This is a genomic window from Microcoleus sp. B4-D4, from assembly GCF_036705185.1.
Lineage (GTDB): Bacteria > Cyanobacteriota > Cyanobacteriia > Cyanobacteriales > Microcoleaceae > Microcoleus.
Genome location: NZ_JAUBTX010000005.1, coordinates 227,504 through 247,372, shown reverse-complemented (window position 1 = coordinate 247,372; position 19,869 = coordinate 227,504). Strand labels below are relative to the sequence as shown.

The window sequence follows — 19,869 nt, the reverse complement described above, 5'->3', positions numbered from 1 at the left end:
AAGAATCTTTGCCTACCTTCGTAAGTCCCAACATTAAACAGGTTATTTGACCATTTTAGTAGTTGCTCAACAATAGGCTTTTCAAATTCCGTTAAATGCCAAACATCTTTTTGCACTGCGTACATTTTGTTTCACCTCCATTGATTAATTTTACCATGTATCGCATTTGTCTGACTGGTATACTAAAGTCTATTCCTACCTTTCATCCCTGGACTAAAGTCACAGGGTTTTCAGGGGTTTATTTATAAATTTATTGAACCCGTACATCCGCTGCTGAAGCTCGGCTTTTTAGTTACCGGGACGTTGTTGGCTTGTTTGGCGATTATTTACATCTTGCAGAAAGTTTTGCCCAAAAAATACAGCCAGTACATTCTGGGAATTTAAGCAGATTTTGTAGGTCAGCGGGTAGTCTTGCATATAGCCTTTCTCAAGCGTGGTGAGGATAGCCCTATGCCCTATGCCCTATGCCCCATGCCCTATGCCCCATGCCCTATGCCCTATCCCGGATAGTATCTCATAGGAGATCTCGAAAGGCTATAGCCTTTATCAAAAAGGTGAGAAGTCAGTCGATTTTAGATTTTAGATTGAGGGATTCGGGGATTGAGGAATTGAGGAATTGAGGGATCGATCGATACCTCATCGAGAGTGGGAACAGCTATATCTCCTTACACCCTCGGTATCCGTTTGGCAATGGCGGCAACAACCGGACTGTTTACCTGCAACCACCAGCGCTGGCGAGCTCGCCTTGATACGGCTTTTGCTTTCAGGTGAATCAGAAGGATTTGAATACTTTTTCGTCTCTGTTTTTGTTTGAGTCCGGTTAAACCATTGTCTGCAGAATTGAGGTTTCAAAGTCGAGCGATCGCCCTAGTTGAATCTAGTTTAAGATTATTCTCAGGCCTGTCAAAAAATTTCAATGAAACTTTTAATTAGCAACGACGACGGCATCTTTGCCCAAGGCATCCGCAGCCTCGCCAACGCTCTCGCCACCGCAGGCCACGACGTGAGCGTAGTTTGTCCCGACAGAGAGCGCTCCGCTACGGGCCACGGCCTCACCATGCACCAACCCATCCGCGCCGAAATTATCGAATCTGTTTTTGACCCCGCCATCAAAGCTTGGGCTTGTTCGGGCACTCCCGCCGACTGCGTGAAATTAGGTTTGTGGGCTTTACTTGAGCAACCGCCGGATTTTGTGCTTTCCGGGATCAACCACGGGCCGAATTTAGGTACGGACATCATCTGTTCTGGCACGGTTTCGGCAGCAATGGAAGGAATCATGGAAGGCATTCCCAGCATTGCTTTCAGCCTCGCCAGCTATACTTCGCAGGAATTTGGGCCGGCGGTGGATTTTGCTGTCACTTTGCTGGGACAGTTGGAAAAACAGCCAATGGCTAAACCGACGCTGTTGAATGTCAACATACCAGCGGTGACACAAGCAGAAATTACCGGAGTGGCGATCGCCCGTCAAGGCATTCGCCGCTATTTCGACATATTTCAAAAGCGCACAGATCCGCGCGGCAAAACTTATTATTGGCTGGCTGGGGAATTGTTAGAAGATGTAGAAGAAAGCGCCGATCCGTCGGTGGCTCATGCTATTCCTACAGACGTACAAGCTATCCGCGACAATAGAATAACCGTGACTCCGCTGCAATACAATCTCACCTGCCATCCCGACTTGCACTCGTTGCGCGATTGGCAATTTGAAGGTTTTTTCGAGCAGTGAGCTCAGATCGACCAGATCGCGGCTGTAAACTAGGAATTAAGGATAAAGTGCCTGTAAAGGTTTATGCCTTTGGCGTTACACAAGCTCTCAATTGGTTGTTAGTTTTTTTACTCCAGAAAAACAGTTATGAACGCTCCCACCTATAACACCCATTCTGTCACTTGCCCGATTTGCAACCGTTCCAGCGTCCTCGGCCCCGTTGGAATGGTCAGCGGACTGTTCACTTGTCCCCACTGCCATTCCCACATGGTAATTAGCTGGAGCGGTCATTTTGTGCGCGATCCTTTTAGTCTCAAACAAATGACGGTAGGAAAAATGCTCAGGCGTCAGAGCCGGCCCCTAGCTCGCCTCCAGCGAGACTTTGGGTTCGGCAAGCATTTTCCGCTGCTGGCAATTTTGGGAAGCGTGGTATTTTTGGGATGCGCGATCGCAGCTACGGAACAATCGCTGCCCAGACAAAATTCATTTCAAGGATTTTTAGAGTGGGTAAGCGGAACTGACAATTCCCAAGATGTCTCGCGTTAACATTTCTAAAAATAGATTTTCACATATCTTGTATGAAAATATCTATTCCTTTAGGTAGAAATAACGACAGAAGACTTGCGGATTTCGAGTTGCAACCGGGTTTTTGATGGTTGTGGCGGGCTATAACCTGTGTATTTTGTAAAAAACCCGGTTTACGATCGCCCTTGCGTAAGTGCTAGTAGTGGGAAATTATACCAATTTTCAAAAGTAGCCATACTTTTAAGAATTGGTATTAAATCCAAAAAAGCCGATCGCAAAACCGCAGATGCAAGGCAGATGCAATGCCGATAAACGCAGATTATTTGCCCAAAACAGAGCGATTGAATGCAGTGCAACTCTAATTGAGAAATTCCGCAATTTTGCTCGCTGCAACTGTTAAAATTTCTGGCGGCTCGACTAAGGCAAATCGCACGTAGCCTTCTCCTGATTTCCCGAAACCGGCACCGGGGGAAGCTGCGACTCCTGTACTCTCTACTAGCTGAGTGCAAAATTTGATAGAATCAGATGTCCAAGGTTGGGGCAGTTTCGCCCAGACGTACATGGTGGCGGGGGGTATGGGTACTTCCCAGCCGATGTTTTGTAGGGCGCTTACAAAGCTATCCCGCCGTTTTTTGAAGGTTTCTACACTGCTTCTCACGGTATCTTGAGGGCCTGTTAATGCGGAGACCGCTCCGTTCAAAATTCCTAAATATTGGTTGAAGTCTACTGCGGCTTTGATCTGTCGCAGGGCTGCAATTAGCTCGGAGTTGCCGATCGCGTATCCGACTCGAAAACCCCCCATGCTGTAGGATTTAGATAGTGTAAAAAACTCGATCGCCACACTCTTATCTCGATCGGCTTGAAAAATTGACGGTGCCATCAATTTACGGTTTTTCTCGATATCCTCCGAGGCCGCGCGCGCACCATCCACCGCCCCTGCGGCATCGTCAAACACCAAATCCACATAGGGGAAATCGTGTACTAAAACCAGATCGTGTTGGCGACAAAAAGCCACGGCTTTCTCAAAAAAAGCCAGCGGGGCGATCGCAGTTGTAGGATTGTGAGGATAGCTCAAAACCATCATCTTCGACTGAGCCAGCACGGGCATCGGAATATCTTCAAAAACTGGTAAAAACTGATTTTCTGCTAATATTGGCATCGGATAAATTTGACCGCCGGCCAAATACACGCCGCCTGCGTGGGAAGGATAACCCGGATCGAGCAACAAAGCAAAATCTCCGGGGTTCATTACAGCTAAAGGCATATGCGCCGTGCCTTCTTGGGAGCCAATTAACGGCAGCACTTCTGTTTCTGGATTAACTGAAATCCCAAATTTTTGTTCGTACCAGCAAGCTGCAGCTTCCCGGAAAGTTCGTGTCCCGTTAAACAGTAAATAGCCGTGGGTGCTAGAGTCTGACAATGAATGGGCGATCGCATCTGTAATATGAGCCGCCGCAGGCAAATCGGAAGAACCCAGAGACAAATCTATCACCTTTTTCCCCGCTGCTTTAGCGAGAGACTTTGCCCGATCCATATCGGCAAATACATTAAATTGCAGGGATTCTAAACGTTTGGCAAATTGCATATTTTTTGTGTGTTTTTGAGACGTTAATGATTGTTTTAGCACCTACGCATTGAAACAAAATAAACAGAACATCTCCGGCTTTGTAAAAAGCATTTTTGCTTGTCACCAGGAAGAGTTTGCTCGTTACCAGGCTCTGCCTGATAATGCAAATTCGGAGGCTCTGCCTCTGTTTGCCTCGCCGCTTCGGGAGAGAGAAATGTGGCAGATATTTAAATTATAAGAGTTGACTTCCTAATTTTAAATTGCTAATAACTCAGGCTTTTAATTTGTTTGCCAGAGCATCTTTTTAAATTTAACTGCAGAGAACGCAGAGGGCGCAGAGCCAGATAAAAAGGGCGACAAGCAAAGAGAGATTTTTATCAAGTGTTGGGAATTTAAATGGTTGTGAATTGGGAGTTGAAAACTCCCGAATCACTTCACATTTTTATAAGTGACCTTCGAGCAAACCGATCAGAGTTTGTTTAGTAATAGCTCCCTCATGGGAAAGCACTACTTCGCCATTTTTAAACAATCTAAGTGCTGGGACTCCTTCAACTTTATACTGTTTAACAGTATTAGGATTGGGGTCAATTTCCATCTTAACCACTTTCAGGTCGCTGTAGTTTGCCGCTACCCAGTCTATCGAAGGCGCGATCAGTTTGCAAGGCCCGCACCAACTCGCCCAAAAATAGGCAAGCACTGGTTGCTCTCCTTTCAGCACTTCTGTTTCAAACTTTTCGTCGTTAATGACAATTACATTGTTGCTCATGGTTCTGCGATTAATTTTGCTATTTATTTCTCAAGCACCTACGGGCTTGAAACTTGCACCAACTTTGAAGACAGGCCCAAAAACTGTTAGTGAACGAACCTGACGGTCAGCGGAGTACCGCCCAACTGCAGGCTTCTATTTCCCTTTGTGCAAGGGCTTTTTTGAGTGACGGAGTTCCCCCGCCACTTTCATGAATCAGACCAATCTTTTTGATAAGTTTAGCCGAGTTTTCGTCTCTATCTAAAGACTCTCCGCACCGACAAGAATGCCACCTTTCTGCCAATTCTTTCGGTACTTTGTTGAGGCAATTCCAGCAATACTGAGAAGTTCCCTTGGGATCGACTAACAAAACGTTTTTACCCAATTTCCAAGCAACATACTTGAGAATATTGGCAAATTGGCCGTGAGCAGCATCAAGCATTGATTTATTCAAGCCACTTTTAGCTGCCTGACCGTTTGGCAAATAAACCAAACTACCATTCTCAACATCAGTCTTAGGCTTGGCGCGTCTAGTCATATTCTTGACGCTCAAATCTTCAACAACTAAAACATCACATTTGCTCAACAAATCCTGTGCCATTTTGAATTGAAAATCTAATCTAGCCCTAGCTACGAACTGATGGAATCTGGAAATCTTGTCCTTGATAATTTTCCAAGGCTTAGAACCCTTGATTCTACTAGCTAACTTCCCTTGAAGTGTTGCCAGTTTTTCGGCAGACTTCCTCAAGAATCTAGGATTTTCAACTCTCTCGCCATTATAAATATAGACGTAATTAGTAATTCCCAAATCAATACCAAGAGTGTTTTCATCAGTCGGTTGAATTTCTGCAACCGTCACGGGAACCATTTTATCTTCTAGCGTCAAGGCAATATACCACCCATCCGCTTCTCTGATGACCGTCCCCGTCTTAACCTTAAATCCTGTTGCTATTGGGCGATGGAATACTATGGGCACTTGACCTATTTTTGCAAGGTTAATACAAATCCTATTTTGCTCGTCCTTGACAATATCCAAATTATCTAACTGAGGATAAGTGAAAGATTTGTAGTAGTGAAATCCCTTGAATTTGGGCTTGCCCCTGCGATGGCCACTTTTGTCGGGCGTAGTGAAATTTGAAAAGGAAGTTTCCACTCGGTTAACTACATCCTGCAAAACTTGAGAATTCAAAGCTTTGTAGTCAGGAAATAGTTTTTTGGTGTTCTTCAGGTCAGCTAACTGTATGGTCTGCCACTGTACATATCCGCCTTCAATATTCGAGAAAATATCACCTTTCCTGGTAACAGGATTGCCTGACTCATCTTTTTTTCTGCCATCTCTAGTTTGCACCCTAGTTAAAGGAATATTTTGGTAAATCTCCTCAATCGGAACTATGGAGGCAATCAAAGGGCAGGCGTTAACAGGTGTTCTCGTGGATTCCCACCACCTAAACCTTTCGCTGAGGCGATAGTTATACTGTCGGCGACAGAGTTCTAGATGAGTCGCAATCGTTGCCAATTGCGCTTTTGTGGGTTTAAGTCGGTATTTGTACGTGAGTTGCATGGGAAACTTCTTCTACACTTAGGAAGTATATTGAAAATCAAGATGCCCCTGAAGATTGACCTGTTATAGTCAAATATGATTGTCGGGCTCCGTTCCTCCGACCGACGAGCCTTTCATCCCTGCGGTAATTCAAGGGCGGGGTACTTCGCGCAGCGCTCAGATTCATCCCCTCTAAATATACCGAGGGACTTCCCGGCTGTTGGTTAAGTTTAAAACATTCTGCGAATATTGACTATAAACTCAGGAGCAGACACTGATGGCTAATTCTGTTTGGCGTTTAATTCCGCTGCTGTCAGCGCCTGGGAAGTTGCAGATGGCGATCGACAAATGGCTGCTGCAACAGCATCTAGCCCAAAAACATCCGCCAACTCTGCGATTTTACACCTGGCAACCAACGGCGATTTCCTTGGGCTACCACCAGCAGCGCTGGCCGGAGTTTTGGGAGCAGCTATCTTGGCAGGGAATGCCTGTAGAATTGGTGAGGAGGCCTAGCGGCGGGCGCGCCGTGCTCCACCAAGGAGATTTAACTTATGCAGTGGTAGGGTCAGGATTTGGCAGCAGTCGCCTGAAAGCTTATCAGACTATTTGCGAGTTTTTGATTGAGGGTTGGAGGGCGATGGGTTTAGACTTGCACTACGGGGAAGCTAAACGGGGTTACATTCACAATCCGAATTGTTTTGGTACTGCGACGGGTGCTGATTTAGTTACGCCCGATGGCTGCAAGTTAATTGGTAGCGCGCAATTGCGCCGGGGCGATGCTATTCTGCAGCACGGTTCGATGCGCTTGCAACCGGATGTTAGTTTGTTCGATCGAGTTTTTGACGAAAAATCAATTCCTGTCAAATTACCTCTATCTGAAGGGGGAGATGATTTGATTGCAACTGTAATTGATGTTTTGAGTGCGGCGGCTTGTCGCTGTTTTGAGATTGATTTGGAAGTGCAGCCACTTTCGGAGGAGGAATGGCAGGATATTTGGGAAACAAGTAACAAGCTGTTGTAAATTTAACTTTTGCGAACAGCCAAGACTGCCGTTATACAAGAGATTTATTGCATAAATCTTCGCTCTTGGAAGAGCGATACAGATCGGCTTGTTAGCAGTTAAATAGTCTCTTAAAAAACAATCCAACTTTTGTGCGTTAAGCCCCAAAGCCCGCCCTGGATATACAATATAGCCTTTCTCAGTAATATGAGATGTTCTCGTGTGCATAGGGCATAGGGCATAGGGCATAGGGCATAGGGCATACCTCACAAAGCTTTAGAACCGCTATAGAACTATTACAAAAGTCCTTTTCATCCAGAGTTCTAATTTAAATGCGCGGCAGCTTGTACGCAGATAATTTCCAGATTGTTGATGAATTCTGAAAAAAATCTCTTTTTTTGCGTAACACTTGTTACACCTGCGATTACTTTGCTTCCGAGCGCTTCACTTCCATTGACGAGACGCTTGACAGTTCAGTACAGTATTTACAATCTAATTTTTCTTTTTTAAACTCAACAAAATAAATTGAGTTCTCTCTGCTTCATGAAAATTGTCATCGCTGACTAAAACAACACTTTGGCTGCCGTCTGGCAACTGCGGCCCGAGAGTCATTCCCTCTAAATTGTACAGCGGAATTCCCAGTTCGCTCAAGTCGAGCAGCAACTTTTTCCTCACAGGCTCGACCATTGCCATTGTTCCTTTAAAACTCTTGATTCTCGAAGTGTCTGTCGCCGCTCCAGCCGCTACTTGATAAATTCTAGCGCTGTATCCCGACAGCCCAAAAGAACGCTCTAAACTCAGAAATTGACCGCCGCCAACAGTTACTAATTCTGTTAAATTGTTCAACAAACTCATGGGAACTTGGTCTAGCTGGTAAAGATTTTCTGAGACTAATTGTGGCGTTTTATCGACGATGATATAATGTAAAATGCGTATTTTGCTGGCTTGTTCCGGGTCTGCATCTTGCATTAACGGCGCTGCCGTCGCTGCGAACAAGCGAAATGGATCGAGACCGCCCGGACTAAAGGTTTCTGGGTCGATGCTTAAAGATTCAAAACCTGAATTGTCCAGCACTCCCTGCTGCTGTTGTTCGTCGCTGGCATCGGGAATGTAGCGGTTGGGAATAGGTAAATTACCCCGCAATTTCCCGGTTGTGAGGTCAAATTCGCCGACCAAAGGAGGGATGTTAGCATGAGTAAAGCCTCCGCTAGCGACAAATACTGAATTGCGGGGAGAAAGGGCGATGCCTTCGGGATTTATGGAACCCCAAGCAAAGGTTTTACCGTCTGCTTTTTTGAGGGAGGTAACGCTTTCAATGGCAACTTTTTTTAGGCGAATATTTGCTGGATCGCTGGATGTTAGATCGAGTCGGAGACTGTAAAATCTGGCTTCTCCGTTTTCGCTTTTGTCGTCGGAAAGAGCGTAAAATCGATAAGCTTTGGAAGTCACGCCACTAATACCTTTTGGATCGTAGGTAATTCCTGACAAGCCGCCGACTGGTGTTCCTTCAAAATTCATTTTTGGCAATTGATACTCTCCCAAAAATTCCAGGGACATTTCAGGAAAAGAGCGGTCTTTAGCAACTGCAGGAGGCGCGCAAGCCGTGCATATGGTTAACAGAATTAGGGTTAAACTGAATAAGCGCAAAAGCCGATCGCCCAACGCCTTAAAATCCCAATAATTGCTCAGTATGCTAAATTTTATTTTCTTGCTCTTGTTGAACAGTTTGCTTTTGTGCCATCTTTGTGACATAATTTATACCATTTTGTAGATATGCAAAATTTGATGTTTCCAGCAGGGATGCCGAATCGCGGTAGTCATATTTCTTTTATGAGAAATTCTGTACCAATTGGGTGCTTGCTTTTTTTGTGGCTGTGTGCTGGTTCTATTGCTAGCGCCCAAACTAATCCACCGGGCCTCGATCAATTTTCTCCTAATCCTCTAGAAATTACCACCCCCGATCCGCTAGCTCCCACCACTGAGCCTTTGAGCAGCAGTCAGCGGGACGAACTGACAGCGGCTTTGGAACAGTTAAACTTAGAAGCAGCGGCTAAACTACAAGCTGGAGATGGGGCTGGTGCTTTTGATATTTGGTTCCGAGAATTGCGGCTGCGTAGGTATCTGGGCCCGGCGGCGGAAATTGCTGCTTTGAGTCGGGTGGGAAGTGTTGCTTGGAGTAGCAGTAAAAACATCGAACTACAGCTTATTACTAAACGGCTGGAAGCAATTTACAAACAAGTGAAATCGCAAGTACCGATCGATCTTGATTTGCTTCAGGCTTTGGCTGCGGCTTTTAGCCAGGTGCGGGCTAAGGGCCCGACTGTAGAAGTTTACCAACAAATTCTCGAAAATGCGCGCCAAAACCAAGATATATTGGCTGAGGGTCGGATTTTAAAGGCGATCGGGCTAATTCACATTAATTGGCTCAGTTACGAAAAAGCTGCTCCCGTGTATGAGGAATTGGCAAGTTTAATTCAGGAAAACCGCGCTTTATTTGCGGCTAATGCTGGGGTACAAAATTCTGTTTTATCGGCGGGAAACGGCGCGCCGCCGCAGCCTGTAACTGCTCCAACTGAGGTGGATGCTTTGAGACAGTTGGCCTACGTTTACCAGCAGTCGAAACAGCCCCTAAAGGCGATCGCAGCCAGGGAAAAATTAGCATCCGTTTATCTTAACCTGCAAAACCCCAGCGCTATACCGCCGCTCAAAATTGCGATCGCCACCGATTACCAAAGTATAGGTCAAATCAACTTAGCAGCTCAATACTATCAGGAAGCTTACAATTTAGCTGTTCCCATTCAACAGTACGCTCAGGCTAGCGAAGCTTTGGACAAATTAGCATTGCTTTACCGAGCGCAAAAGCAGTGGGAGCCGACTTTGCGGATTTATCAAATGCAGTTGCTGTTGGAAGAGCGGGCTTACAATTGGTACGGATTGATGAATGCTTACGACAATATCGGTCAAGTTTATCAGGACATGAAGGCTTACGATAAAGCTTTGGAATCCTATCAAAAAGGGTTGGAAGTAGCGAAAAGATTGGGACACAGAAAAGAGTATTTTGACAAGAAGATTATTAAAGTCAACAAGCAATTACAAAGGACTTCGTAGCGATCGGCAGGTAAGAATGACAAATTGCAAGGTTAGTAATGTAAATGCAGTAAGGTGTGCATTGCACACCTATACAACTACTTTTGACTTGTAGGTTTCTCGCAAGATAGAATAATATACTCGATCGCGATCGCCATCGTCGAGGTTGTGCTGGTATTTCATCCCCACTTTTTCCATTACCCGCCGCGAGGCGATATTTTCGGTATGTGCAACTGCAACAATTTTTTCTGTTTTCAATACTTCAAATCCGTACTTGAGGCTGACTCCTGCAATTTCCGCGGCTAAACCTTTCCCCCAATACGCTTTTGCTAACACGTAACCGACTTCTACTTCAGATGTTTTGCCTAAGAAGCGAAGCCCCCCGTCGCCGATCAATTGGTTATTTTCTTTATTGACAACAGCCCACAAACCGAAAGCGTGTTTTTCCCAATCTGCGATTATCCCAAATAAATCTACTGCTGTTTCTTCTCTATTTCTGACGCCTTCACTTAGATACTTCATCACTTCGGGATCGCTGTAGATGTGGTAAAGCTCATCTAAGTCGTCTGGCGTAAATTGTCTCAGATATAATCTAGGTGTTTCTATATGTCGGGAGAAATAATTTTCTGTAGGTATAGAAGATTCCATAATTTAACTGACTGCATTTGCTACAATTATTACTTGGATATATTTTACAGTCTTTCTGCTCAAAGACTGAGTGAACTTCGAGGGCGCGATCGCCCTACAAGCTGCGGAGCAAAAAAGCTCAGTATCCCCAACAAAAGCCCCGAAATTTAGCAGGATCGCTTCTGCAATCTAAAATCTAAAATCTAAAATCTAAAATCGAATGACCATTTCCTCACCAGTAGCAGATACCAAAAATAAATCCGGCCAGGAAACAGACTGGCGGTTATTCATGAGGTTGGCATCTTACGCAACCCGCAGCAAACGCTTGCTGATTATTTCGATCGCACTATTAGTACCGCTAGCAGTCTCAGGAGCAATTCAACCGATTCTGATCGGACAGGCAATTTCGGTAATTCGAGCGGAACCTACCTATGAGTTTTTGCGGGGATTGCCTTTATCTACTGCATTAAACGTGTTAGCAGTTTTGCTGATGCTAACTATAACATTTAGATTGGGACTGCAATCAGTTCAAGGCTATTTAGTCACGAAAGTAGGGCAAATAATTACAACTGATATTAGAAATGATTTGTTCGCCCACGTCACATCGCTAGCAGTGAGATTTTTCGATCGCACTCCTGTCGGTAAATTGATGACGCGCCTTACCAGCGATGTCGAAGCTTTGGGAGAAGTATTTTCGAGCGGGGCGATCGGGATTGTCAGCGATTTATTTTCAATTTTAGTAATTGCCATTTTCATGTTTACCATGCAGTGGCAACTAGCTTTAATGTTGGTGACAATCATGATACCAATTACTGCACTAATCGTTTATTTTCAAAACCAATATCGCCGAGCAAATTACACTACCAGAGAAGAACTTTCCGATCTTAACGCCCAACTGCAAGAAAACCTGACTGGTATTGGCGTAGTGCAGCTATTCCGCCGCGAAAGATTCAACTCAGAATTGTTTAGAGTCACTAACAAACGCTACATCAAAGCAGTTGACACCACAATCTTTTACGACTCTGCGGTATCTGCGACATTGGAATGGATTGCTTTAGTGGCAATTGGAGCCGTTTTGTGGCTGGGCGGTGAAAAAGTTCTGCAAGGTAGTCTTAACTTTGGTACTCTCTCGGCATTTATTTTATTTGCTCAGCGTCTCTTCGATCCGTTGCGGCAATTTGCCGAGAAATTTACCGCGATTCAAGCAGGATTTACCGCCGTCGAACGGATTAGCGATATTCTTAACGAACCGATCGAAATTCAAGATCGAACTATCGTAGATAAGGAAGAAGGAAGAGGGAAGAAGGAAGAAGGAAGAGGAAAGAGGAAAGAAGGAAGAAGGGAATATTATTCGCCGCTGCTGATTACTGGTCATCCTGAGACAATTTCCTATAACTTATCTTCAACTGAGCCAGAATTGGTAGAGAAGAATCAAAGTCCCAAAACTTCAGAATATCGCCTATCAATTAACAATCATAAACCGCAAATCTCCAATCTAAACTCGAAGGAATTCGCATCAGGAGAAATCCAATTTGACAATGTGTCGTTTGCCTACAAAGATAACGAATACGTCCTGCAAAACCTCAATTTTACGATCGCATCCGGCGAAAAAGTAGCATTAGTGGGCCCCACCGGTGCGGGCAAAAGTTCGATTATCCGTCTCCTGTGCCGCCTTTACGAGCCGACGCAAGGACGCATTCTCATCGATGGTGTGGATATTCGCGATTTGCCTCAAGCAGAATTGCGCCGACACGTAGGCGTGATTATTCAAGATGGCTTTCTATTTGCTGGCGATGTGAAGAGCAATATTAGCCTGGGAGAAAATTACTCTATTGAGGAAATTGAAGCAGCAGCAGAAAAGACTAATGTTGCTCGTTTAATCGAACAGTTACCTCAAGGTTATGACACGCAATTGCGGGAACGGGGAACGAATCTTTCGGGGGGACAAAAGCAATTATTAGCGTTTGCTCGCGCGGCGATTCGCAATCCCAATATTTTAGTTCTAGACGAGGCTACTGCTAGTTTGGATGTGGGGACAGAAGCTTTAATTCAAGAGGCTTTGGAGCGTTTGATGGAGGACAGAACGGCTATAATCATTGCCCACAGGCTCTCGACTATCCGAAATGTCGATCGTATTTTGGTGCTCAAACGCGGGCAGTTAGTAGAGTCTGGAACCCACGAAGAATTGTTGCAGCAAGAAGGGTTGTATGCCAGTTTGTACAAGCTGCAAATGCTGGGAAGTTAAGAGAAGGAAGAGGGAAGAAGGAAGAGGGAAGAAGGAAGAGGGAAGTCGGAAGATTTGGCTCGTTACCAGGCTCTGCCTGGTAATGCAGATCCGGAGGCTCTGCCTCTCTTTACCCCTCAGCTTCTGGAGAGAGGAGTGTGGCAGATTTAATTTATTAAATTTTAGTTTCTTAGAGAACAAATCTAAAATCTAAAATCTAAAATCCCAAATCGAATCATTTGCCAAAAATTATTTTTCCAATGGTTTCCGGCAAGTGAGTTATATGTTGGAAAAGTTGATTTGGCCCGATGCCAAACAATAACTGCATCACCAGCACAATTGCTGCTAAAGCAATCGCTGTGCCCACGCTGGCTTTCAATACTTTAAAAGCCCAATTAAATACCAGCCAAGAAACAAGTAAGGAAGCAATTAAGATGATTAATTCTAGGGGCATATAACATTTTAAACTCTTATTTTTAATTCAAGCAATACTGCCACGCTTCCGGGTTTCCTTGTAAGAAATTCCGACATTTTTTAAGCCTGCTTTAATCATTTGCTGCTCTAACAAAGCGAAAAAGCGAGTTCGATCGCCCCCAGTGACAACTGCTTGGTTGTGAGCTTCTGCCAGCGTCACGGGATAGCCACCGCCTTTGTGTACTTGAGCCAGCATCATTCCTAGGGTTAAATCTAGCTGTGCTGCATCTTCTGCTACCCATTCCGGCACTTCTATTCTAGCAATTTCTGTGCCGACGTGAACGTAACAAAAATAGACGGTATTCAGGCCGTATAAATCTAAAATTCGAGCCTGGGATTTCCACAAGGGGCTTCTTTGTCCGGGCGAGAGGACTGTTGCCCACAAAATGGCATCGCGCAAGGGTTCAAATACTTGACAAGGTGCTTTTTCGGCGAAAGAAATTGTGGCGGCAAATCCGACATTCGGGCAGTTTGTCATACAGTCTGGTACTTCGTGGGTGCAAGCTTGAAACCGCAAAAAAGATAAGGTTTCGCTACTGCGAGAAGCGCTTAAGTATCCTAATAGGGGAATTTTTGCTAAGCGCAATTTGTCCCAAGCTTCTAAAATTGGCTGCAAAATTAGATCGCGGGCTTCGCTGGGTAACTGTTCCAAAAACCAATAAATCAGGGAACCGTCTACCATTGCTAAAGCTGGCGCGGGCAATTTATCGTCGTTAACTTTTGCCCAATCGCAGCCCATTTCTGCCAAAGCAATTGCTTCGGAAACTGCGCGCCGGTATCCCATCCATTCTTCGGTTCTAATTCCCCACTGTCGCGAAGCATACAAGTCTTCGGGTTTGTAGAAAACCTCGGGTACGCTATCTAAAACTGGGTGGCGGCTTTGGCCGTAGTGCAGCATGACTGTGCCGATGTTTAGCAGGTAGCAGTAGGCGATTTCGTGATGGTTGGGCGATATTTGCGAGCCGTCTGTGGCGAATACTGTATGAGCGGCGGGGGGTGCGGTGATGTAGGTGCGATCGCCCAAAGGCTCGATCGGAGTTGCAGCATTGAATAAAGTGCGATCGCGCCAACTTTCTTGCAATTCCACCAAATTGTCCTGTCCAGTTGCGGCCTTTGCTAGTAAATTCTGAGCCACTTCCAAGCGTTGGCGAGCCGCAGCCGCTTCCACATTCAAATGTTGGCTCATTCCGTGCATTGCCTTAGCCGCTTTAGTTAAATCTAGCATTGGTTTTAAGCCTCAGATTGCTTTTCCGCATCGGAATGTAAGTCCTTGGGAAAAGATGGACTGGCATTCCGATGCGGAGAACTTGGAAAAGAAGGACTGGTATTCCGAACGATCGAACCTATTTTATTACGCTCGTCAGAAAAAAAAATCGATTTTTTTTTTCGGTATCCTTGATTTTTTGGGAAGTTTATGTTATGTTTATATTATAATCGAAATATGTGCAAAAATATTTTTTACGCAACCATCCCATTATATAAAAATACCATACCAGCGCCGCAAAAGTCAACCAAAAAAGTGTAAAATTTCAAAATTTTTTTGACTCTGCTCACAGAAAAAAACCTAATTGCCAACAAGTCTAACATCAATATTCGTCGGGGAGCCAATCGGCAAAATCTCCGGCAAACTGAGACAGAGAAAGCAATTGAACTGGTGGATTTTGAGCCACCGATTCCCGTTCGGCCGAAGTATTGTAACCCCAATCAGCCAAAAATAACCTCACCTGAGATAAATCCGGCTGCTGCTTCACCGATAGCAAAGTTTTTAACCGGTCTTCCACAAACCAAATAGTCGCATCTTTGCCTGAAGCTGCCAAAAATTCCCGCAAAATTTGGTGTTTCGGCTTGTTATATTCTTTGCCAAAAATCAACTCTGACGGCATTTGTACGCCCGCTAGCTGCAAAAGTTCCCGCACAAAACGGCCTTCCTTGGTAGTGACGATCGCCACTTTGACCGCACTCTCTTGCAACGAGTGCAGGCGATCGGCTACTCCTGGATAAAAGCGGTGCAAAGACAGCCACCCAGCTAAATCCTCAGCAATCCAACGATCGCGCAGTCCATCTAACATAGCGCTGACAGACTGGGCTTTTAAATTATTTTCGGTCAATAAATGCGGGACAATATTGGGCCAGTCCAGCAAGATTTGCTCTGGGGTGATTCCTGTCACCAGCGCGCGGATCAGCAGGGGCATTTCCCAACCAGTTTCGATGGCGGGTCGCACTCGGTAAAAACTTAAAGCTAAATCGGGATCGGGGACTGTTTCGGCTGGTTTCCAAATTTGACAGTAGCTACGCCAAGCTGTTTGGAAATATTCGATTAGTCCGTCACAAATCACACCGTCAAAATCAAGAGCTAGAATTGTGGGAAATTTATTAGTCATCAGTCTGTCGATTTTAGATTTTAGATTTTAGATTGGGTGATGGTGCAATGATTTAGCAGTCATTAGTTGCTCAAATTTTGCTTGTGAAAAGGTTGCGTAGCACAAGCTTTTGATGGAGTCTGTCAACCGCAGATTTAAGACAGATTAACGGAGATTTACGCAGATGTATTTCTACATAATTTGTGGGTAAGTGCTAGAGGTTTGGTAAGCTGTTGTGCATTTAAATTGTAGATTTCGACGATCGATCAAAAATCCTCTCCCCATCTCCCCCTCTCCCCATCTCCCCCTCTCCCCCTCTCCCCATCTCCCCCTCGCGCCCGGTCTTTTTGACTTGGGGCGCGATCGGGTAAAGAAAGTCATTTTTCACGTCGCCACCAGCAGACGGACAAAACTTTAAGAAATGGCGAGTTTTAAAGAGGCCCAACTAGCGGTTGAGTTGCCACTGATTCAAGTCCTTGGGATTGCAATAATTGCGTCCACTTGGCTGTCAGCTTCGTATCCCCTGGTGTCTGACGGCGCATTTGGGCTAGGGTAGCGAGAGTTTCGTACCAAATCCCATTTTTAGCGTAAACGTTGAGCTTAGTCATTTGGTCGGAATTTGCCAAATCGCTTTTAAGAGTTCCCTGGGGTTCTATGCGCTGTACGAATCCTTTAACAATTAAATCTGCCGATCGATCTTCGGGGTCGCATACCATTGAAAACGACCATACGTATCGCTTGCCAACTTCCAGGGATTTGGTGTTGTCGCTGCTAGCAGGAACGCTAACTCCCACAATCCCAGATTTGTCAGCTTTAAATGTTTTTTCGTAGACTACTTTCTCTTCGTTGTCGGTCAGCAAAGTAAACTCTATTTGTGCTGAGGTTTTAGGAACGTAGACAAAAATTGTGGGAGACTCTGTGAGAGTTAAACCGATATTAGTTGGAGGTACTAGGGGAGTAATAGATAAACCCGCAGGACAAAGCTTGCTGCCGCGATGCGTCCCTCCTTGTCGGCTGCCGGGGGCTGTGACATCGGGGGGCTTGAAATTCACATTCTGACTCAGGACTATGGGGCGGGATTGTGTCCGCATTCCTGCGAGGGAACTGGGGACGGTAAGCGCGATCGCAGCGAAGCCGCTCGCCAGTGTAGCTAGATGTTGAAAACGTTTCATTTTTTGTACCTTTCATTATAATATTGCAAACACAGGCTTTCGCTGATGGCGACAAATATTTTGGAGTGGTTGCACTAGGGCGCAGATACACAATTTTAACCTTGACATATCATCCATAACATTAATTAATTCGATCGGCAAGTCGATTATCCGTCCCAAAAATCCGGCTGTCGAGGTCGCGAGTATCATTGCATACACATTCTGTCGATGCAAGATGTAAAATTTTGTTACAAAACGGTCGGAGTTTTCGGATTTTCTAAGATGGAAGAAGTATGTGCTGCCGGCGGCTGCAAGCCAAACAACTGCTGTTCGGTGAAACGATTCAAACTTTGATACTGAAATAAATGAATAAAATATCTCATAAAATTCGATCGACAGCGACTCAATTGAGTCAACTGTATAAACCATCACTAGCATTTGCTAAATCTGTATTAATTACCAGTGCGGTAGTCACAATATCCTTAATGGGTGTCAGACAGCTAGGAATACTCGAACCGCTAGAATTAAGCGCTTACGACCAAATGCTGAGGTGGCGTCCCGACGAAAAGCCGGATGCGCGCTTGCTAGTTGTGGGAATTACCGAAGCAGACATTCAGAAAATGAAACAGTGGCCGATATCCGATCGCAAAATAGCTGAAATCTTACAAAAACTCGAAAAAATGCAGCCCGCAGTCATCGGTTTAGATGTACTGCGAGACGTACCTTTAGGAGACGGGCGCGAGGAACTAAGTAAAGTTTTACAAAAGAGCGACAAAATAATCGGAGTATGCTTAGTCACCGACGGGAATCCAGACAGTCCCGGTTCTCCGCCTCCGCCGGGAATATCAGAAAACCGGGTAGGATTTGCAGATTTTGGAGTCGATCCGGGCGGCATACTGCGGAGGGCATTATTATTTATGAAACCGCCGATAATTGAGGGCAACTCCACGGTAGAAAAACATCTTTGCAATGACAATTCTCAAGTTTTAGCTTCCTTCAACCTCCAGCTAGCACTCAACTACTTGCAAAGACAAAAAATTTATCCTCAACTGGCACCAGATCAATCTTTATGGCTGGGTAAAACTCAAGTCAAAAAACTAGAAAGCAATGATGGAGGATACAGCAATGCTGATGTCAGGGGATATCAAATATTAATTAACTATCGTTCCCGGCGGAATCTCGCCAATCAAGTCAGAATTACGGATATTTTAGAAGGGAAAGTTGACCCTAATTTAGTTAAAGATAAAATAGTATTGATCGGCTACACCACAGAAACCGTTAAAGATTTCTTTTATACTCCTTACAGCGGGCAGCGGCAAAACAAGCAATTCATGCCCGGTATTGTGGCACACGGACAAGTAGTCAGCCAAATTTTGAGTGCTGTTTTAGACAACAAACCGATGTTTTGGTTTTGGCCGGAATGGGCAGAAATTCTGTGGCTTTCGGGATGGTCAATTGTGGGAGCAACAGTAGCATCGCGGATGGCTCACCCAGCGCAGTTGGTGGGGACATTTGCAGCACTGCTGTTGGTGTGTGGCGGTTGTGGCTTTGGGATTTTTCTGTTGGGAGGGTGGGTGCCGGTGGCAGCGCCAGTTTTAGGATTAATCCTAACTGGTGCTAGCATTGTATCGGCAGACAGATTTAATAAAGCCGGATACGGGAAAGTAATTAGCGATCGAGTAAAACAAGTATTCAAAATCGAAATTGACCAAGCCCAAAAAGAACAGCAGGTGGCAGAAATCACAGAATCTGATTTCTTTAAAGAATTGCAGCAAAAGAGAGATAAACTGAAAGTTAGCAAAAAACAAACCTCCGAACAAGTACCTTCCGGGCCCCAAGAAATAGCAGCAGGTGTCGCAGATATTACCCAAGCCGAAAGCGAGCCAGACGAATATTTAGCTCAGTTGCAGGAAAAAGCCAAACAGCAGAAGCAGCGCGCCACTGTGGCTAAAACTGTGACTGCATCGGAAAGCGGCTCAAAAACGGATGTGAACCATACCGAAAACGGTGCTAGTTCAAGCGAAACCAAACCCGATGAGGGGTTCAGCGATTTGCAAGCCAAAGCAAAACAGATGCGGCAGCGCCGTGCGGCTGAAAAGAAGATCAAAGAGGAAAAGATTGAGAGTTTAACAGACAAAGAAGATTTTGTCCAAAAGGAAGATTGACAGACTATCTGACGGCATCTGGAGTTGCATCCAAATCATTGCTTTTTCCCGTTTCTACCTCTCATTAATTCCTGAGTTTATAGAGTCTAAAAGCATCTGGAGTTGCATCCAAATCATTGCTTTTTCCCGTTTCTACCTCTCATTAATTCCTGAGTTTATAGAGTATGAATGATGGCAAATTTAGGAATGATATCATGTCCTATGGATTCCCATAATAAAAACGGTTCGTAGTGGGGACTTTATTCCGCACTACGAAGGAAATGACAATTAAATAACTGTCGCTCGTTGCTCGTTACTGTCGAAGAGCCCGATCGTGCTGCTGGGGCGAAGAAGAGCCTTTCTTTACATCGCCGCTTTGGGAAACAGAGGAGTGTGGCAGATATTTAAGTTATTAAATTTTCGTTGCTTAGCAGCAACGTCGGTTCATATCATATTCGGTCGATTACCATAACAAAAACGGTTCGTAGTGGGTACTTCAGTCTGCTCTTAAGTTGCGGAGGCTGATTGACGCACTACGAACTATACGAACTAATTTTACTATGGTTAGTCGAGGGGACACGATATCACACGATTTGTATAGGATATAAATCATTAATCTGTTGGGAGGATCTCAGTTTGGCAGTTGAGCGTGCGAGCTTCCCCGCGCGCGAGTACAATAGGCGAGTGTGGACGATCGCAATATCACAAAAAAAATGCTTTTTG

16 protein-coding genes are annotated in these 19,869 nt (G+C 45.0%); 6 read left to right on the top strand and 10 right to left on the bottom strand.

Going from position 1 to position 19,869, the window contains the following annotated elements; translation table 11 throughout:
- Window positions 1–916 precede the first annotated feature (916 nt).
- Together surE and QUB13_RS07010 are read left to right on the top strand one after the other, a co-directional pair.
- Entirely contained in the window at window positions 917–1,723 is an 807-nt protein-coding gene (surE, locus tag QUB13_RS07015; RefSeq protein ID WP_194012118.1) for a 5'/3'-nucleotidase SurE, read from the top strand.
- A 126-nt stretch (window positions 1,724–1,849) separates the two neighbouring features.
- Entirely contained in the window at window positions 1,850–2,248 is a 399-nt protein-coding gene (locus QUB13_RS07010) for a hypothetical protein (RefSeq protein ID WP_333090737.1), read from the top strand.
- A gap of 337 nt (window positions 2,249–2,585) precedes the next feature.
- Here the strand turns inward: QUB13_RS07010 and QUB13_RS07005 are convergent, their stop codons facing one another.
- From QUB13_RS07005 to QUB13_RS06995, 3 genes are all read right to left on the bottom strand, one after another.
- A complete protein-coding gene (locus QUB13_RS07005) occupies window positions 2,586–3,812 on the bottom strand; it encodes an LL-diaminopimelate aminotransferase (RefSeq protein WP_333379839.1) in 1,227 nt (408 codons plus the stop codon).
- 424 nt (window positions 3,813–4,236) lie between these two features.
- Window positions 4,237–4,560: a thioredoxin family protein gene (locus QUB13_RS07000; protein ID WP_333379838.1), complete on the bottom strand. Its 324-nt coding sequence runs from the start codon at window positions 4,558–4,560 to the stop codon at window positions 4,237–4,239.
- A 106-nt stretch (window positions 4,561–4,666) separates the two neighbouring features.
- Window positions 4,667–6,100 carry an RNA-guided endonuclease InsQ/TnpB family protein gene (locus QUB13_RS06995; protein WP_333379837.1) on the bottom strand — a complete coding sequence of 478 codons (1,434 nt, stop codon included), beginning with the start codon at window positions 6,098–6,100 and terminating at the stop codon, window positions 4,667–4,669.
- Between the two features lie 256 nt (window positions 6,101–6,356).
- Between QUB13_RS06995 and QUB13_RS06990 the strand changes: the two genes are divergently transcribed.
- The gene (locus QUB13_RS06990) at window positions 6,357–7,100 is read left to right on the top strand and encodes a lipoate--protein ligase family protein (protein WP_333379836.1); all 744 of its coding nucleotides are present in this window, start codon (window positions 6,357–6,359) and stop codon (window positions 7,098–7,100) included.
- Between the two features lie 471 nt (window positions 7,101–7,571).
- Here the strand turns inward: QUB13_RS06990 and QUB13_RS06985 are convergent, their stop codons facing one another.
- Window positions 7,572–8,831 (bottom strand): esterase-like activity of phytase family protein, encoded by a 1,260-nt coding sequence (locus QUB13_RS06985; protein WP_333379835.1) that lies wholly within the window; start codon window positions 8,829–8,831, stop codon window positions 7,572–7,574.
- Between the two features lie 21 nt (window positions 8,832–8,852).
- Here QUB13_RS06985 and QUB13_RS06980 point away from each other — a divergent pair, with 21 nt between their 5' ends.
- Window positions 8,853–10,187 (top strand): tetratricopeptide repeat protein, encoded by a 1,335-nt coding sequence (locus QUB13_RS06980; protein ID WP_333379834.1) that lies wholly within the window; start codon window positions 8,853–8,855, stop codon window positions 10,185–10,187.
- A gap of 69 nt (window positions 10,188–10,256) precedes the next feature.
- On the opposite strand, the gene QUB13_RS06975 is transcribed toward QUB13_RS06980, so the two are convergent.
- Complete coding sequence (locus QUB13_RS06975; RefSeq protein ID WP_333379833.1) at window positions 10,257–10,814, bottom strand: GNAT family N-acetyltransferase; 558 nt, start codon at window positions 10,812–10,814, stop codon at window positions 10,257–10,259.
- 199 nt (window positions 10,815–11,013) lie between these two features.
- Here QUB13_RS06975 and QUB13_RS06970 point away from each other — a divergent pair, with 199 nt between their 5' ends.
- Window positions 11,014–13,038 carry an ABC transporter ATP-binding protein gene (locus QUB13_RS06970; RefSeq protein ID WP_333379832.1) on the top strand — a complete coding sequence of 675 codons (2,025 nt, stop codon included), beginning with the start codon at window positions 11,014–11,016 and terminating at the stop codon, window positions 13,036–13,038.
- 214 nt (window positions 13,039–13,252) lie between these two features.
- Here QUB13_RS06970 and QUB13_RS06965 read toward each other — a convergent pair whose 3' ends face one another.
- The 5 genes from QUB13_RS06965 to QUB13_RS06945 all read right to left on the bottom strand — a co-directional run bounded on the left by QUB13_RS06965 (window position 13,253) and on the right by QUB13_RS06945 (window position 17,385).
- On the bottom strand, window positions 13,253–13,471 hold the full coding sequence (locus QUB13_RS06965; RefSeq protein WP_333379831.1) for a hypothetical protein: 219 nt from the start codon (window positions 13,469–13,471) through the stop codon (window positions 13,253–13,255).
- Between the two features lie 27 nt (window positions 13,472–13,498).
- A complete protein-coding gene (locus tag QUB13_RS06960; RefSeq protein ID WP_333090726.1) occupies window positions 13,499–14,716 on the bottom strand; it encodes a DNA double-strand break repair nuclease NurA in 1,218 nt (405 codons plus the stop codon).
- A gap of 361 nt (window positions 14,717–15,077) precedes the next feature.
- Entirely contained in the window at window positions 15,078–15,872 is a 795-nt protein-coding gene (locus tag QUB13_RS06955; protein ID WP_333379830.1) for an HAD family hydrolase, read from the bottom strand.
- A 410-nt stretch (window positions 15,873–16,282) separates the two neighbouring features.
- On the bottom strand, window positions 16,283–17,023 hold the full coding sequence (locus QUB13_RS06950) for a DUF928 domain-containing protein (RefSeq protein WP_333379829.1): 741 nt from the start codon (window positions 17,021–17,023) through the stop codon (window positions 16,283–16,285).
- 227 nt (window positions 17,024–17,250) lie between these two features.
- Entirely contained in the window at window positions 17,251–17,385 is a 135-nt protein-coding gene (locus QUB13_RS06945) for a hypothetical protein (RefSeq protein WP_333379828.1), read from the bottom strand.
- Here QUB13_RS06945 and QUB13_RS06940 point away from each other — a divergent pair.
- Window positions 17,368–19,167, top strand: coding sequence for a CHASE2 domain-containing protein (locus tag QUB13_RS06940; protein ID WP_333379827.1), 1,800 nt, complete (start codon window positions 17,368–17,370; stop codon window positions 19,165–19,167). The two genes, QUB13_RS06945 and QUB13_RS06940, sit on opposite strands and share 18 nt — an antisense overlap.
- Window positions 19,168–19,869 lie beyond the last annotated feature (702 nt).

Coding starts and splice junctions, on each gene's coding strand:
- surE (WP_194012118.1), top strand. CDS start 917: ATGAAACTTTTAATTAGCAACGACGACGGCATCTTTGCCCAAGGCATC.
- QUB13_RS07010 (WP_333090737.1), top strand. CDS start 1,850: ATGAACGCTCCCACCTATAACACCCATTCTGTCACTTGCCCGATTTGC.
- QUB13_RS07005 (WP_333379839.1), bottom strand. CDS start 3,812: ATGCAATTTGCCAAACGTTTAGAATCCCTGCAATTTAATGTATTTGCC.
- QUB13_RS07000 (WP_333379838.1), bottom strand. CDS start 4,560: ATGAGCAACAATGTAATTGTCATTAACGACGAAAAGTTTGAAACAGAA.
- QUB13_RS06995 (WP_333379837.1), bottom strand. CDS start 6,100: ATGCAACTCACGTACAAATACCGACTTAAACCCACAAAAGCGCAATTG.
- QUB13_RS06990 (WP_333379836.1), top strand. CDS start 6,357: ATGGCTAATTCTGTTTGGCGTTTAATTCCGCTGCTGTCAGCGCCTGGG.
- QUB13_RS06985 (WP_333379835.1), bottom strand. CDS start 8,831: ATGTCACAAAGATGGCACAAAAGCAAACTGTTCAACAAGAGCAAGAAA.
- QUB13_RS06980 (WP_333379834.1), top strand. CDS start 8,853: ATGCAAAATTTGATGTTTCCAGCAGGGATGCCGAATCGCGGTAGTCAT.
- QUB13_RS06975 (WP_333379833.1), bottom strand. CDS start 10,814: ATGGAATCTTCTATACCTACAGAAAATTATTTCTCCCGACATATAGAA.
- QUB13_RS06970 (WP_333379832.1), top strand. CDS start 11,014: ATGACCATTTCCTCACCAGTAGCAGATACCAAAAATAAATCCGGCCAG.
- QUB13_RS06965 (WP_333379831.1), bottom strand. CDS start 13,471: ATGCCCCTAGAATTAATCATCTTAATTGCTTCCTTACTTGTTTCTTGG.
- QUB13_RS06960 (WP_333090726.1), bottom strand. CDS start 14,716: ATGCTAGATTTAACTAAAGCGGCTAAGGCAATGCACGGAATGAGCCAA.
- QUB13_RS06955 (WP_333379830.1), bottom strand. CDS start 15,872: ATGACTAATAAATTTCCCACAATTCTAGCTCTTGATTTTGACGGTGTG.
- QUB13_RS06950 (WP_333379829.1), bottom strand. CDS start 17,023: ATGAAACGTTTTCAACATCTAGCTACACTGGCGAGCGGCTTCGCTGCG.
- QUB13_RS06940 (WP_333379827.1), top strand. CDS start 17,368: ATGAATAAAATATCTCATAAAATTCGATCGACAGCGACTCAATTGAGT.
- QUB13_RS06945 (WP_333379828.1), bottom strand. CDS start 17,385: ATGAGATATTTTATTCATTTATTTCAGTATCAAAGTTTGAATCGTTTC.